The sequence below is a fragment of the Nonlabens sp. Asnod2-A12 genome (genome assembly GCF_045063745.1).
GTDB lineage: Bacteria > Bacteroidota > Bacteroidia > Flavobacteriales > Flavobacteriaceae > Nonlabens > Nonlabens xylanidelens.
Window position 1 is genome coordinate 2,913,086 of sequence record NZ_JBEFOB010000003.1, and the last position, 14,179, is coordinate 2,927,264.

At 35.6% G+C, this 14,179-nt stretch carries 14 protein-coding genes; 1 reads left to right on the forward strand and 13 read right to left on the reverse strand.

What is annotated here, in order from left to right; genetic code table 11:
* Window positions 1-23: 23 nt before the first annotated feature.
* The 10 genes from hisD to ACJJVJ_RS13220 all read right to left on the reverse strand — a co-directional run bounded on the left by hisD (window position 24) and on the right by ACJJVJ_RS13220 (window position 9,992).
* Window positions 24-1,730, reverse strand: a complete 1,707-nt coding sequence (gene hisD / locus ACJJVJ_RS13175) for a histidinol dehydrogenase (protein WP_405370823.1) — start codon at window positions 1,728-1,730, stop codon at window positions 24-26.
* Window positions 1,730-2,596 (reverse strand): ATP phosphoribosyltransferase, encoded by an 867-nt coding sequence (gene hisG / locus ACJJVJ_RS13180; RefSeq protein ID WP_104515713.1) that lies wholly within the window; start codon window positions 2,594-2,596, stop codon window positions 1,730-1,732. The genes hisD and hisG overlap by 1 nt, the downstream gene beginning before the upstream one ends.
* 297 nt (window positions 2,597-2,893) lie before the next feature.
* On the reverse strand, window positions 2,894-3,658 hold the full coding sequence (gene trpA / locus ACJJVJ_RS13185) for a tryptophan synthase subunit alpha (RefSeq protein WP_104515712.1): 765 nt from the start codon (window positions 3,656-3,658) through the stop codon (window positions 2,894-2,896).
* A gap of 167 nt (window positions 3,659-3,825) precedes the next feature.
* Window positions 3,826-4,995 carry a tryptophan synthase subunit beta gene (gene trpB, locus ACJJVJ_RS13190; protein ID WP_405370826.1) on the reverse strand — a complete coding sequence of 390 codons (1,170 nt, stop codon included), beginning with the start codon at window positions 4,993-4,995 and terminating at the stop codon, window positions 3,826-3,828.
* Window positions 4,992-5,630, reverse strand: a complete 639-nt coding sequence (locus ACJJVJ_RS13195; RefSeq protein ID WP_405370827.1) for a phosphoribosylanthranilate isomerase — start codon at window positions 5,628-5,630, stop codon at window positions 4,992-4,994. Before ACJJVJ_RS13195 ends, trpB begins: the two co-directional genes overlap by 4 nt.
* Entirely contained in the window at window positions 5,627-6,430 is an 804-nt protein-coding gene (trpC, locus tag ACJJVJ_RS13200) for an indole-3-glycerol phosphate synthase TrpC (RefSeq protein ID WP_405370829.1), read from the reverse strand. Before trpC ends, ACJJVJ_RS13195 begins: the two co-directional genes overlap by 4 nt.
* Window positions 6,431-6,511: 81 nt before the next feature.
* Window positions 6,512-7,507, reverse strand: coding sequence for an anthranilate phosphoribosyltransferase (gene trpD, locus ACJJVJ_RS13205; RefSeq protein WP_405370831.1), 996 nt, complete (start codon window positions 7,505-7,507; stop codon window positions 6,512-6,514).
* Window position 7,508: 1 nt separating this feature from the next.
* Complete coding sequence (locus ACJJVJ_RS13210; RefSeq protein WP_405370833.1) at window positions 7,509-8,078, reverse strand: anthranilate synthase component II; 570 nt, start codon at window positions 8,076-8,078, stop codon at window positions 7,509-7,511.
* The gene (locus ACJJVJ_RS13215; RefSeq protein ID WP_405370835.1) at window positions 8,071-8,574 is read right to left on the reverse strand and encodes a hypothetical protein; all 504 of its coding nucleotides are present in this window, start codon (window positions 8,572-8,574) and stop codon (window positions 8,071-8,073) included. Before ACJJVJ_RS13215 ends, ACJJVJ_RS13210 begins: the two co-directional genes overlap by 8 nt.
* Before the next feature lie 2 nt (window positions 8,575-8,576).
* Complete coding sequence (locus ACJJVJ_RS13220) at window positions 8,577-9,992, reverse strand: anthranilate synthase component I family protein (protein WP_405370837.1); 1,416 nt, start codon at window positions 9,990-9,992, stop codon at window positions 8,577-8,579.
* 293 nt (window positions 9,993-10,285) lie between these two features.
* On the opposite strand from ACJJVJ_RS13220, the gene ACJJVJ_RS13225 reads away from it, so the two are divergent.
* On the forward strand, window positions 10,286-10,696 hold the full coding sequence (locus ACJJVJ_RS13225; protein WP_405370838.1) for a hypothetical protein: 411 nt from the start codon (window positions 10,286-10,288) through the stop codon (window positions 10,694-10,696).
* 66 nt (window positions 10,697-10,762) lie between these two features.
* Here the strand turns inward: ACJJVJ_RS13225 and asnB are convergent, their stop codons facing one another.
* From asnB to ACJJVJ_RS13240, 3 genes are all read right to left on the reverse strand, one after another.
* Window positions 10,763-12,424: an asparagine synthase B gene (gene asnB / locus ACJJVJ_RS13230; RefSeq protein WP_405370839.1), complete on the reverse strand. Its 1,662-nt coding sequence runs from the start codon at window positions 12,422-12,424 to the stop codon at window positions 10,763-10,765.
* Window positions 12,425-12,618: 194 nt separating this feature from the next.
* Window positions 12,619-13,272 (reverse strand): peptide-methionine (S)-S-oxide reductase MsrA, encoded by a 654-nt coding sequence (msrA, locus tag ACJJVJ_RS13235; protein WP_405370841.1) that lies wholly within the window; start codon window positions 13,270-13,272, stop codon window positions 12,619-12,621.
* Between the two features lie 125 nt (window positions 13,273-13,397).
* The gene (locus tag ACJJVJ_RS13240; protein WP_104515703.1) at window positions 13,398-14,177 is read right to left on the reverse strand and encodes a zinc ribbon domain-containing protein; all 780 of its coding nucleotides are present in this window, start codon (window positions 14,175-14,177) and stop codon (window positions 13,398-13,400) included.
* Window positions 14,178-14,179: the final 2 nt, after the last annotated feature.

Sequence of the window (14,179 nt, forward strand, 5' to 3'; positions counted from 1 at the left end):
CGGACATTTCCCCAAAGAGGAAACTAATTGGGTCTCGCTGTGCTCGTGTTTTTTATTGTTTCAATTACTGATTCTAAGTCGTTTAATACATTGTCATTTGTGAACCTTATGACTTTAAAACCTTGTGATTCTAAAAAATCTTGTCTTAATCTGTCCTCTTCTATTTGATTTAAATGTATGTCGCCATCTATCTCTACGATTAAACGTTTTTCAACAGATGCGAAATCAACTATATATTTATCAATGATGTGCTGTCTTCTAAATTTAATGTCTAATTTTTTCTTTCTCAATTCTTCCCAAACTAACGCTTCAGTTTCTGTTGGGTTTTTGCGCATTTGAGAGGCTCTTTCTTTTAACGTGCCGTAAATTGATTTGCGAGCAGTTTCATACGAGTATTTTTGACGTCCTTTAAAAGTCCCTTCCTCTGGAAGGGATTTAGGGTTGGCTTTTATACTATTCAAACGAAGTGTAACCGCATTTTTATGCGCATCGAGACCTTCGGCAGTAGCCATAATTTCAACGGCTGGTCCTAGGTTTTTTAAACCTTGTGGTGTTGCTTTTTGATAGGTCACTTTGTTTACAAAACTATCTACAGATACACCACTATAATTACGCGCATATCCATAGGTAGGTAATGTGTGGTTTGTACCACTAGCATAATCACCTAAACTCTCGCAAGTATATGATCCTATAAAAATAGATCCAGCAACTTGAATTTGTTCTGCTACATCATCAGCATTTTCTGTGTTTATAATCAAGTGTTCTGGTGCATATGCGTCCGACCATTTGATGCATTCTTCTATGCTTTCTAGAACGATAGTTTTACTGTTTTCAATAGCTTTTTCTGCTGTTTGCTTTCGCGAAAGCGTACTTAATTGAATAGTTAATTGTTCATTTACAGCCTCTGCTAGAGTAGTAGAATCAGTTAATAGAATTACTTGAGAGTCTGGTCCATGTTCTGCTTGTGCTAGTAAGTCTGCTGCTACAAATGCTGGATTTGCTTCTTGGTCTGCAATAACTAAAACTTCCGACGGTCCAGCAGGCATATCAATGGCGACACCTTGTTGTTGAGCAAGTTCTTTAGCACGTGTTACAAATGCGTTTCCAGGGCCAAATATTTTGTCAACGGCAGGAATACTTTCTGTTCCATGAGTCATTGCAGCAATGGCTTGTGCACCGCCGGCTTTATAGATTTCTGTAACTCCACAGAGACTTGCTGTATATAATACGGCTGGATTTATATCTCCGTTTGCATCTGTAGGGCTACAAAGTACAACACGTTTATTACCTGCAATCTTAGTAGGAATGGCTAGCATTAATACCGTAGAAAAAAGAGGAGCAGAGCCACCAGGAATATACAGTCCTACTTTTTGAATAGGTAAAGATTTTCTCCAGCAGGTCATGCCAGGCATGGTTTCTAATACGGGATAGTCCTTTGTAAAACAAATGACGTGAAACTTATAAATGTTTTGGTAAGCCGTTTGAATCGCTTCTTTTAATTCTGGCGCTACAAGTGTTGCTGCGTGCTCGATTTCTTTTTCTGTAACTCTTAGAGAATTTAATTGTGCTTTATCAAACTTCTCTGCAAAAGCAAATAACGCCTGATCACCATTTTCTCTAACCAGCTGTATAATATCTTTTACAGCAGTCTCTACATTAGCACGTTCTTGTTGCGGACGTTCTAATAGGTCTTGTTGTTGAGAATAGTCAGGATTAGAAATAATTTTCATTATGCGATCAATTTTTCAATTGGACTTACTAAAATGCCTTGCGCACCAGCATCTTTTAATCGGTCGATTACATTCCAGAAATCATTTTCTTCAATCACAGAGTGTAAACTGGACCATCCTTCTTCAGCAAGTGGTAAAACTGTTGGGCTTTTCATACCTGGTAATAAGGCAGATATTTCTTCTATCTTATCATTAGGTGCGTTCAATAAGATGTATTTGCTTTTTTGTGCATTTTGCACAGCATCTATTCTAAAGGTAAGCTTATTTAATAACTCTTGCTTATCACCGCTTAGATTAGGATTAGAAATTAAAACAGCTTCACTATACATTACTGTTTCTACTTCTTTAAGACCGTTCATTATAAGAGTAGATCCTGTAGAAACGATATCGCAAATACCTTCTGCAAGGCCTATTCCTGGTGCAATCTCTACAGATCCGCCTATTTCTTCTGTCGTTGCATCGATTCCTTTTTCTGTAAAGAATTTTTTAACGATTGTAGTATAACTACTAGCTACCTTTTTACCGTTAAACCATTCTAGACCTGGATAGTCTACATCTTTTTGAACAGCTAGACTTAAACGACAGCCTGCAAAACCTAGTTGCTTGATCACGTCTACTTCTTGGTCTTTTTCTTCTACCTCATTAAGTCCTAGAATTCCAAGGTCTGCAACACCATTTGCAACGTATTGTGGTATATCATCATCTCTTAAAAAAAGAATTTCCATAGGGAAATTTTTTGCTTGAGTAGATAATTTGCGACCACCGTTGTCAAATTTAATTCCGCAATCCTTTAAGAGTTGCAAAGATTTGTCTGATAGTCTTCCTGATTTTTGTACTGCTATTCTGATCATAATTTTTGTTGCCATTCTATTTTGAGAATGTTGTTTAAGCTGCTTACAAACTGTTTTTTATTTCAAACTTTTTTAAAACAAAAAAACCGCCTGAAACAGACGGTTTTTTGTAAAATATGTTTGAGTTACATCAATACATTTTTAGCTCGCCTGACGGGAAGTAAAAAAATGATGATGATGTACGTTTTGTGTTTTCATTGTGGTGCAAACATAATACTGAAAATTGAATATTAAAAGGATATCCTAGCTTATTGATAGGATTTAACTTTAATTTAAAACTTTATCCGTTTTGATTATGCTTTAAAGGTAAACTTATTTAATCGATGCTACAAAGTTTGTAGCTGCCTTAGATATATCCTCTACATCAGTAATTTGTCTTATAAATTCACTACCTATAATTGCTCCATTTACATACTTACAGGCATCATTAAAATTCTGTTGATTTTTAATATTAAAGCCGGTAAGAATAGGAGTTTTTAGTTCCATGTCTTTAAGCTTACCTAAGTAGTCTGCTGCTGCAGAGAAATCTGTTTTAGATCCTGTAGTACTTGCAGAGCTTACTGCATAAATAAAGCCGTTAGAGTTATCGTCGATTTCTCTAATGCGTTTTTCTGAAGTTTGAGGAGTTACTAAGAATATGTTGCTGATGTTATATTTCTCAAAGACTTCTTTAAATTCTGTCTGATAAATATACATAGGTAAGTCAGGAACAATTAATCCGTCCACACCTACTTCTTGACATCTTTTGCAAAATGCCTCAAGTCCATATTGCATCACAGGATTGAGATAACCCATTAGAAGAACAGGAACTTTAGGAGTATTATTTTCTAATTGAGAAAATAATTTTTCAATAGACATTCCATTCTCTAAAGCAATTTTACTACTTTCTTGAATAGTAGGGCCATCTGCTAGTGGATCGCTGAAAGGGATTCCTATTTCTACTAGATCAACCTTTGCGTTTTCGAGTGCTGTTAATAGAGTAGTGGTGTCCTCTAATTGAGGATATCCAGCGGTATAGAATATATTCAACAAGTTTTGAGGCTTGTTTTTAAGTAATTCTGTGAGTTTATTTTTCATTTTTTTTAGTTTTCAGCGCATCGCATGCGCTTAGTTGGGCGATGTGCAATCCATCCTTGTGTTTTCAGCACATCCACATGCGCTCTATTCTAGGTAAGTACCACCTATCTTAATATTCTCAACGCATGACATGGCATGCGCACAGCATAGTAAGTGTGACTTTGTTTCTACAGTAGGTTCAACTCTTCCATATACGTATTCATATCCTTATCTCCACGACCAGAAAGGTTAATCACTACACGATCAGTTGGTTTTAAGTCTAAGTCTTTTAAGACAGAAAATGCATGAGCAGTTTCTAAAGCTGGAATGATACCTTCTAATCTACTTACCTCTACAGCTGCGTCTAGTGCTGCAGCATCTGTAACAGCCATATATTGAGCGCGGTCAGACACTTTTAACCATGCATGTGCTGGTCCTATTCCAGGATAGTCTAGTCCTGCACTTATACTATGTGGCTCGATAACCTGTCCATCTTTATCCTGCATCATTATAGAACGACTAGCGTGCAATACACCAGGAGTTCCTAGAGTTAAAGTTGCAGCAGTTTTATCTGTATCAACGCCTAAACCAGCCGCTTCTACCCCTATTAATTTTACTTCTTTATCATCTAAAAAGTGATAAAAAGCTCCCATAGCGTTAGAACCGCCACCTACACATGCAATGACATAATCTGGTAAACCATCCATTTGCTTCTTAATCTCTTCAGAAATCACTGATTGATATCTTGCTACCATGTCAGGATAAGGATGTGGTCCAACTACTGAGCCTATAATGTAATGAGTGTCTTCTGGATTATTGATCCAGTCTCGCATTGCCTCATTAGTCGCGTCTTTTAAAGTTTTAGAACCGCTAGTTGCAGGTCTAACCGTTGCACCTAACATTTTCATGCGGGCAACATTAGGCGCTTGACGTTCTATATCTTTCTCACCCATGTAAACGATGCATTCCAGGCCTTTTAAAGCACAAACGGTTGCTGTTGCTACACCATGTTGTCCTGCTCCGGTTTCGGCAATGATTCTTTTTTTACCTAGTTTTTCGGCAAGTAAAATCTGACCGATCGTGTTATTTACTTTATGAGCACCGGTATGACAAAGATCTTCTCTCTTTAACCAGATTTGAGCTCCATATTTTTCAGAAAGTCGCTTAGCTAAAAATAGTGGAGTAGGGCGACCTACATAATCTTTAAGCAATTGATGAAACTCTTCTTGAAATTCTGGTGATTTTTCTATTGCTAGATAATTCTCTTGTAGTTCTTCAATATTAGGATAGAGCAATTCTGGAATGAATGCACCACCGAATTCTCCATAAAACCCTTGTTCATTTACTTGATAGCTCATTTTCTTAATTTTTCTATGAATGTTTTTATTTCTTCTATGTTTTTAACGCCAGGTTCAGTTTCAAATTTTGAATTAAGATCAATACCTAAAAACATATTGTGTTTAAATTCTTTTACTAATGCGACATCATCTTTTGAAATGCCACCGCTCAATAAAAAAGGAACTTCTCCTTTATAAGAGTCGAGAATAGACCAATTAAATTTCTTACCACTACCACCATAATTGGGAGTAGCTGTGTCAAATAAGAAGAATAGTTTACCAACATATTGTGCTGCAAGTTCTTCCCATTCTTTTAAACTATTGAAATCAAAGTCCTCTGTGATTTGAAATGCTTTAAATATCTTGATGTCTATTTCTAGTAACGCTTTCGCGAAAGCGGAATCCTCATCACCATGTAATTGAATAACGTCCAGTTGCAATGGAATGATATCCTTTAAAATGTTTTCAAGGGATTCATTTACATACACGCCTACGGTACCTTTATTCATGGTTTGTTGGGCGACCTTTTCTTTTTGAGAATCGTCTACAAATCGTTTAGACTTTGAGTAACGTATAATTCCCATAAAATCAATATCCAGTTCTTGTAACTGGTTAATGTTTTCTATATCGCGCATACCGCATACTTTAATCATCATGACTTTATGGCTTTTATAAATTGCTCGCAGCTTGCTCCTGGTAGGTCGGTTTTCATGAAGTTTTCTCCTATTAAGAAACCTTCAAAGCCTAGTGTTTTAAGTTCTTTTACTATGTCAGGATCTGAGATACCGCTCTCTGATATGGCAAGAACATTTTCAGGGAAATGTGGTAAAAGATCTTTACTATTCTGAATATCAGTTTTAAACCTTTTTAAATCACGATTATTAACTCCTATCACAAACTTAGACGTATTCAAAGAAGTGGTTACCTCTTTAATGCGATTAAGCTCTTCTAAATCATGAACCTCAAAAAGAATTTCAAGACCTAGATTCATTGCCTCTAGAGACATGGTTTTTAATTCTTCATTATTTAAACATGCTGCGATAAGTAGGATAGCGTCTGCTCCATAAGCTCGCGCTTCATGAATTTGATATAGATCTATCATGAAATCCTTGCGCAGGATAGGTATGTTAACTTGTGATCTTGCTTCTAGTAAATCTTGTAGGGTTCCACCAAAGAAAGGCAAATCAGTTAGACAACTAATAGCGCTTGCACCGGCATTTTCATATCCTTTTACTACTTCTGTTAGGCTTGCAGGACATTGAAACGAGCCTTTACTAGGACTTTGTCTTTTATGCTCGGCAATAATACCGCTGCCTTTCTTCAAACTATCGTTTAAGGATAGCGTTTCTCTAGAATAATGAGGCATCTCTCTTAGGTCAGAAAGAGAGGTAACCTGCTTTCTAGCTTTTAAGTTTAGTGCGGTTTGATTTGTTATTTTCTTAAGAATGTCTTCCATTTTATTTCTTTTTAGGCAGGTGTCACCTGGCCTTACTTTTAAACGCTTAATAAGCGTCAGTCTAGAACTGCTATCTAGGGTTTACCTCTGAACGTTTTGTAAGCGGTTAAAACTTTTCAATGCTTTTCCAGATTCTAGAGATTCTCTAGCTACTATAGCTCCTTGATGTAAATTTAAATCCTGAGCCACAGAAATAGCAGTTGCGGCATTTGCTATCACTACATTTTTTTGTGCTTCGGTCGCTTTGTTTTCTAATACTTTCATGAAAATATGTGCCGCTTCTTCTACAGTTTCTCCACCATAAATATCTGCCTGCTTTAATGGTTTCATACCGAAATCACTAGCAGATAGATCGCTTACTCCTGCGTTTCTAGCAAGTCTTACTTTTCCTGTAAGACTTACCTCGTCATAACCTTCATGTGAATGGAGAATAGCGTATTTCTTATCTGTTTCAGACTGAAATAAGTATTCATAATTACGCGCTAGTTGTAAATTGAAAACACCAACACTTTGTAATTTAGGTTTTGCAGGATTTACTAATGGGCCCAACATATTAAAAAATGTTTTTACACCTAATTGTTTTCTAATAGGTGCAACAGCTTTCATCGCAGGGTGAAATAATGGTGCGTGTAAGAATGTAATGTTTGCCTCAGAAATTTGTTTTCTCAGCACATCATGGTCATTTGTAAAAACAAATCCTAGATGTTCCATAACATTAGAAGAACCACTTACTGAACTTACTCCATAGTTACCGTGTTTAGCAACAGGTACACCTGCACCAGCAGTTACAAAACTAGCTAGGGTACTTATGTTAAAAGTGTCTTTTCCATCACCACCAGTACCACACAAGTCTATCGGATTAAATTCTGATAGGTCGATGAGGTTTGCTTGTTCTAACATCGCGTCTCTAAATCCAGCTAATTCTTCTACAGTGATACTGCGCATTCCATATACGGTTAAAAAAGCAGCGATTTGTGCATCATTAACGGTACCACTAGTTATTGCAGTTAATATATCATGAGCAGCTAGTCTAGAAAGCGTACGATGATTAAATAATTCATTTAAAATATCTTTCATTCTATAAAGTCTCTATAAAGTTCTTAAGCATTTGTTTTCCTTGCGGAGTCATAATACTTTCTGGGTGAAATTGTAAACCGTAAATAGGTAGTTCTTTATGTTTAAGAGCCATGATTTGGCCATTTTCATCAGTTGCTGTTATTTCTAGAACATCTGGAAAACTGCTATTTTGTGCAGCCCAAGAGTGGTAACGTCCTGCTTCAAAATTAGTGTCGATATGATTAAATATTTCATTACCGTTATGTGTCATGTTAGTAGAGATACCGTGATATACTTTATCTAGGTTTATAATTTCTCCACCGAATACTTCAGTTATCGCTTGATGACCTAAACAAATTCCTAAAAGTGGTTTTTTATCTTTAAGGTGATCAATTATCGCAATTAAATTTCCAGCTTCATTGGGTATACCTGGTCCTGGAGATAGCACTACCGCGTCATAATTCTCGCATTCTTGAGGTGTGATTTGATCATTGCGCACCACAGTGAGTTGAGCGCCTAATTCTTCTAGATAGTGCACAAGGTTGTACGTAAAAGAATCATAGTTGTCTATTAATAATAATCTCTTATTCATCTTTCAAAGTTTTAATACTACCATCAGTTTCTATTTGTGCTATAGTTTCTTCACCACTTGGACAGCTGGTAATTATTCTTAGGTCCGAAGTTACTTTTCCTTCACATTGTAATCCATCAAGAGTAGAGGCTATTACCATTTCATCTTTTATTTTACCATCTTTACTATAGGTTCTAACTAAAAATCCATGTTTATAACCATCTTTTGAAAAAAAACTTCTAGTAAACACTCTAACTTTAATAACTTCATTTTGATAAATAGGTGGAGCGACTTTAATCTCGCTGGACATTATTCTGTAGTAATCTTGGTTATTGAATAAAGAGGATGCGCTATCTCTTGCATTATTAAAGGTTAAATTAGGTAGGTATTGAAAAACCGTTTCGCCATCTTTTTCAACTATTTTAATATCGATTAAGTCTTCTTTCTTGCTATCCTGACACGAGAATAATAGAAAATTAAAAGAAAGAAGGGCGATTGATAAATATCTTAATTTCATAATTAATATTGATTTGCTTTATTGATAGCACTGCGTAGTGCGTTAGTCTTGTTGTAAACTTCTTGCATTTCGTTTTCTAAATTACTTTCTACAACCACACCAGCTCCTGCTCTAAATAGTAACTTATTATTACGTGATAATATACTTCTAATAATTATGGCGTGGTTAAAATTGCCGTCAAATCCAAGATAACCTATCGCGCCACCATAAAATTCTCTAGAAGATTTTTCATATTGATCTATGAGTTGCATGGCTCTATATTTAGGAGCACCACTCAATGTACCTGCTGGGAATGTATCTCCTATAAGTTTGATTTTATCATTTTCATTAATGGTACCGCTCACTTTACTTACCATGTGAATAACGTGAGAGTAGAAATGTATGTTTTGATAATCTTCTACCTTTACATCTCTAGCATGACGGCTAAGGTCATTTCTTGCAAGGTCTACTAGCATGATATGCTCGGCAGTTTCTTTAGGGTCTTTTTTTAGCTCTTCGGCAGCTTTTAAATCTGCAACATCATTACCGGTTCTTTTATAAGTACCTGCAATAGGTTGAATACTAGCTTTAGTATCTGAAATTAATAACTGCGCTTCTGGAGAAGAACCGAATATTCTAAAATTACCGTAATCAAAATAAAATAAATATGGACTAGGGTTTATCGCTCGTAACTGCCTGTAGACATTAAAATCATCACCTTTAAAAGGTTGTTCAAATTTTCTAGAGAGAACGATTTGAAAAACATCGCCTCTACGACAGTGTTCTTTACCTTTTTCTACAAGTTCTTTGAAATCATTATCAGTCATTTCAGAAGACTCTTCTTCTGTACATTCAAAACTATAGTTTGCTACATCGCGATGATTAATAACTGCTACGATCTCATCTAGTTTTGATTCAAAATCGGCATATTGATGATCAAATACATAAAGCTGGTTATGGTAATGATCAAAAACGATTACATTTTGAAATACTTGATAGTAGGCAAGAGGTATGTTGTTGGTATCGCTTTCGCGAATGCGAAACTCTAAATCTTCAAATAATTGAACAGCATCATAACTAAGGTATCCGAAAAGCCCGTTAGTAGGGAAGGGGAAATTATCTGTTACTTTTTCAAAAGAATTTTTAAATTCATTTAAACCTGTAGTAAGGTCAAAAGTAGAACTGTAATCTTGTGAACTTATAGAGTTATCTGGAAAAGTAGATTTTATCTCATTCTCATTTACCTCAAAAGTAGCAACTGGATTACAGCAAATAAAAGAATAACTATTACTGCGCTGTCCATACTCATTACTTTCTAGAAGAATGCTGTTTGGGTATTTATCCCTTAATCTCATGTACATAGCGACTGGGGTAAGGGTGTCTGCTAGTATGACTTTATGAGCTGTATTTGCTTTATGTAATTCTTGAACTGAGTTCATTAGATGTTTTTTACTAATTAATGTAAATGAAAAAAGGTCTACCGTTAAGTAGACCTTTATCGTTTATAAATAAACATGCGGGCGACTTTACGGCTGTTGAGCTGTATTATTCCACCACCATGTATGATTTGTTCTTTTCATTTGCCACAAAGATAAAGTTTATTATGTATTCAGACAACTAATTAAATGTTATAGAAATCAAAATAAAACCTCTAATTTGTAATGAAAATTCTTCTGTAGGTATAGTAAACATCGTATATTTCCCACATCAATAACCAATTTAAATACTTTTTATGAAAAAAATTTCAATGTTAATTCTGTTAGCCCTCTCCTTATCTTTAGGGAGCTGTTCTATGCGATTAGTTGACTTTACAGTTATTAGTTCTAAAAATGTAAATCTAAATATAGATAAAACACAAGGAAAATCGGTAGAGGCTAGTAAAGGTTATTTCTTAGGAATAGGATGGAACATCAAAGACGCTATGGATAAGGCTTTAGAAGAAGCAGGACCAGGATACGATTTATTAGTTGATGGAGTAGTGTCTTATTCTAGCTATCCTTTCTTTGCATCAGTAAAAGTGAAAGGTACGGCAATGAGTACTAGTAAAATGAAAATGAGCATGACTGAAACTGAGTACAACGAGTGGTTAGCAGGGCTTAATATTTTAGACCCTAATACTGCTGAAGTAGTTACTGAGGATTAAATATCTTTTTAATTGTAAATAAAAGGCTGCCCAATGGCAGCCTTTTTTGATTTTGTATGTCATCTTTTAATAACCTTCGTCATGAACACCACTTACTGCACGTCCCGATGGATCGTTCATGTTTTTAAATGCCTCGTCCCATTCTAATGCTACTGGAGTAGAACAAGCTACTGATTTTAAAGAAGGTACACAGCTTGCTGCAGCGTCACTAGGGAAATGTTCTGAGAAAATACTGCGGTAGTAATATTCTTCCTTATTCTGTGGCGGATTGATTTTAAATTTAAAGGGAGCTGCCTCCATCATTTCATCAGTCACAACACCTTCTACCACTTCTTTTAATGTGTCGATCCAGCTGTATCCTACACCATCGCTGAATTGTTCCTTTTGTCTCCAGGCAACGCTTTTAGGTAGGTCATCTTCAAATGCCTCTCTTAAAATGTGTTTTTCCATTTTTCCATTTCCACACATTTTATCTTTAGGGTTGAGTCTCATAGCTACATCCATAAATTCTTTATCTAAGAATGGAACGCGACCTTCTATGCCCCATGCTGCAAGCGATTTATTTGCTCTAAGGTTATCATATAGATGTAAGGTATCTAATTTACGTACGGTTTCTTTATGAAATTCTTCGGCACTAGGTGCTTTGTGAAAATATAAGTAACCTCCGAAAATCTCATCACTTCCTTCTCCAGATAGAACCATTTTAATTCCCATAGATTTTATAACGCGTGCAAGAAGATACATAGGTGTGGACGCTCTAATGGTAGTAACGTCATAGGTCTCTAGAAAATAAACTACGTCCTTTATTGCGTCTAGACCTTCTTGAATTGTGAAGTTAACACTGTGATGTACGGTGCCTATATGGTCTGCAACTTCTTGAGCAGCTGCTAGATCAGGACTGCCTTCTAGTCCTATGGCAAATGAATGTAGTTGAGGCCACCAGGCATCTTTGTTATCACCTGATTCTATACGTTTTGCCGCATATTTTTTTGCAACGGCACTTACTATAGAACTATCTAGGCCACCAGATAATAAAACCCCATAAGGGACATCGCTCATTAAATGTCTGTGTACGGAGTCTTCCATAGCTTGTTTAAGATCTGCTACGGAACTTGTGTTGTCTTTTACCGCATCATAATCTTTCCATTCTCTATCGTACCATTTTATAAATTCACCTGTTTCACTATAGTAATAATGTCCAGGTGGGAATGGAGCTATCTCATTACAAGTTCCCTCTAAGGCTTTAAGCTCGCTCGCCACATAAAACTGTCCTAACTCGTCATAACCATAATAAAGTGGTATGATACCCTGATGATCTCTGGCGCATAAAAAGACATCTTTTTCGATATCATATAATGCAAATCCGTACATACCAGTAAGCTCATCCATAAAGTCAACGCCTTTATCTTGATATAGAGCAAGGATTACCTCGCAGTCAGATTTTGTTTTAAATTTATAATCACTGTAGTTTTCTCTCAGGCTTTGGTGGTTATATATTTCACCGTTAACAGCAAGTACTACTTTACCATCAGGACTATAAAGCGGTTGTCCTCCAGACTGAGGATCTACTATAGTTAATCTCTCGTGTGCTAGAATGGCGTTATCACCACAATAGATTCCAGACCAGTCTGGTCCACGATGTCTTAGTTTTTTAGATAATTCTAAGACTTTTTCTCTTTGTTCCTGGCTGTCTTTTTTCAACTGAAACATTCCTACAATTCCGCACATAATTTGTTTTTTTAAATGAAAAAAGGCCTACCGTTAGGTAGACCTTTTGAATATATTAAAATACCAGATTCTACCCCTTACGTTTGTAAAGAATTATTATTGATTCTGATATTATTATTTAATGACATAAGACAAATGTAATTAAAATGTTGAAAGGAACAAGTTTCTCTTGAGATAAATTGTTCGTTTTACTTTTAATGTTGTGCTTCTGGTTTAATTACTTGCGGCATTTTTTGAGCAAATTTTCTAAATCTAGGTATAGATACTCCTCTTATATAACCGTGTGTAGGGTGCAGTTTTGCATAATCTTGGTGGTAATCTTCGGCAATCCAGAATTTTTGAAAAGGTTTTACCTCGGCTCCAATACTGTATCCTTCTTCTGTTAAGCTGGTAATTTTATCTTCAATAATTTTTTTCTGATCATCATTTTGATAAAAAATAATACTTCTATATTGAGAACCATGATCAGGACCCTGACCATTAACTTGTTCTATGTTTTGAGAAGCAAAGTAAACATCTACTAGTGTTTTAAAAGAAACGACGCTAGGGTCGTATATGATTTCATTAGTTTCAGCATGTCCCGTTTTACCAGTATTACTGTCTTCATAGGTAGGATTTTGAGTGTGGCCACCAGAGTAGCCAGAAATAGATTCACTAACACCTATTACGCCTTCATATATTTCTTCTACACACCAGAAACAACCACTTGCAAAATAAGCTCTTTCCATACCTTCTTGAGAAGGAACCTCAATAGGGTCAGTATTAACAGCAGTTTGTGAGGCGTTATTATCTTGTTCGTTACAATTAGATGCTAGGAACATCATAATTAAAATTGATACTATTTTCATTTACTATAAGTTTTAAACGATAAAAATAGGATTAGCTCTTCATGAAGTGTATTAAAAAAGGGTTAAATAAAAAAAAATCCCTTTATTAAAAAATAAAGGGATTAAATATGAAGAAAAAAGTTTTACTATAATTTAGCAAATACTTTATCCATTTTTTCTACTTGTTCATATGCAAGAGCAGCATCTACAAGAATTCTACCAGAATGCTCATCTGTAATGATTTTCTTGCGACTTGCGATTTCTACTTGTACTTGTGGCGGTATAGTAAAGTAAGAACCACCAGAAGCACCTCTTTCAATAGGTACAACTGCAAGACCGTTCTTTACGCTTGTTCTGATACGAGTATATGCCTTGATTAACCTTTCTTCGATTGATTTTGCATGATCCTCGCTCATCTTCATAAGGTTTTCTTCTTCTTTTTGAGTTTCCTTAAGGATCTCTTCTAGTTCAGATTTCTTATGCTTTAAGTGGTCAGTTTTATCAGCAAGACGCTTCTTACTTTTATCGATAACCTCTTTTTGTTGCTCTATTTGAGCTTTGAATTCACGTATATGTTTTTCAGCAAGTTCCATTTCTAGTTCTTGAAATTCCATTTCTTTAGAAAGAGAATTGAACTCACGGTTGTTACGTACGTTTTTTTGTTGATCTGTATATTTTGTAATCAGGGCTTTGGCCTCTTCAATTAAATTCTTTTTGGACTTAATGTTTTCACTAAGTTCATCAGAATGTGCGTCTAATTTAGACAGTCGAGTTTTTAATCCTTCTACTTCATCTTCAAGATCTTGTACTTCTAGAGGTAATTCACCACGCACATTGCGTATCTCATCTATTCTAGAATCGATTAATTGTAGATTGTAAAGTTCTCTTAACTTATCTTCTACAGTAGCCTCGGTCTTTTTTGCCATCT

Coding starts and splice junctions, on each gene's coding strand:
- trpB (WP_405370826.1), bottom strand. CDS start 4,995: ATGAGCTATCAAGTAAATGAACAAGGGTTTTATGGAGAATTCGGTGGT.
- hisG (WP_104515713.1), bottom strand. CDS start 2,596: ATGGCAACAAAAATTATGATCAGAATAGCAGTACAAAAATCAGGAAGA.
- msrA (WP_405370841.1), bottom strand. CDS start 13,272: ATGAAAATAGTATCAATTTTAATTATGATGTTCCTAGCATCTAATTGT.
- trpC (WP_405370829.1), bottom strand. CDS start 6,430: ATGGAAGACATTCTTAAGAAAATAACAAATCAAACCGCACTAAACTTA.
- ACJJVJ_RS13210 (WP_405370833.1), bottom strand. CDS start 8,078: ATGAATAAGAGATTATTATTAATAGACAACTATGATTCTTTTACGTAC.
- ACJJVJ_RS13215 (WP_405370835.1), bottom strand. CDS start 8,574: ATGAAATTAAGATATTTATCAATCGCCCTTCTTTCTTTTAATTTTCTA.
- trpD (WP_405370831.1), bottom strand. CDS start 7,507: ATGAAAGATATTTTAAATGAATTATTTAATCATCGTACGCTTTCTAGA.
- ACJJVJ_RS13240 (WP_104515703.1), bottom strand. CDS start 14,177: ATGGCAAAAAAGACCGAGGCTACTGTAGAAGATAAGTTAAGAGAACTT.
- trpA (WP_104515712.1), bottom strand. CDS start 3,658: ATGAAAAATAAACTCACAGAATTACTTAAAAACAAGCCTCAAAACTTG.
- ACJJVJ_RS13225 (WP_405370838.1), top strand. CDS start 10,286: ATGAAAAAAATTTCAATGTTAATTCTGTTAGCCCTCTCCTTATCTTTA.
- asnB (WP_405370839.1), bottom strand. CDS start 12,424: ATGTGCGGAATTGTAGGAATGTTTCAGTTGAAAAAAGACAGCCAGGAA.
- ACJJVJ_RS13195 (WP_405370827.1), bottom strand. CDS start 5,630: ATGATGATTAAAGTATGCGGTATGCGCGATATAGAAAACATTAACCAG.
- hisD (WP_405370823.1), bottom strand. CDS start 1,730: ATGAAAATTATTTCTAATCCTGACTATTCTCAACAACAAGACCTATTA.
- ACJJVJ_RS13220 (WP_405370837.1), bottom strand. CDS start 9,992: ATGAACTCAGTTCAAGAATTACATAAAGCAAATACAGCTCATAAAGTC.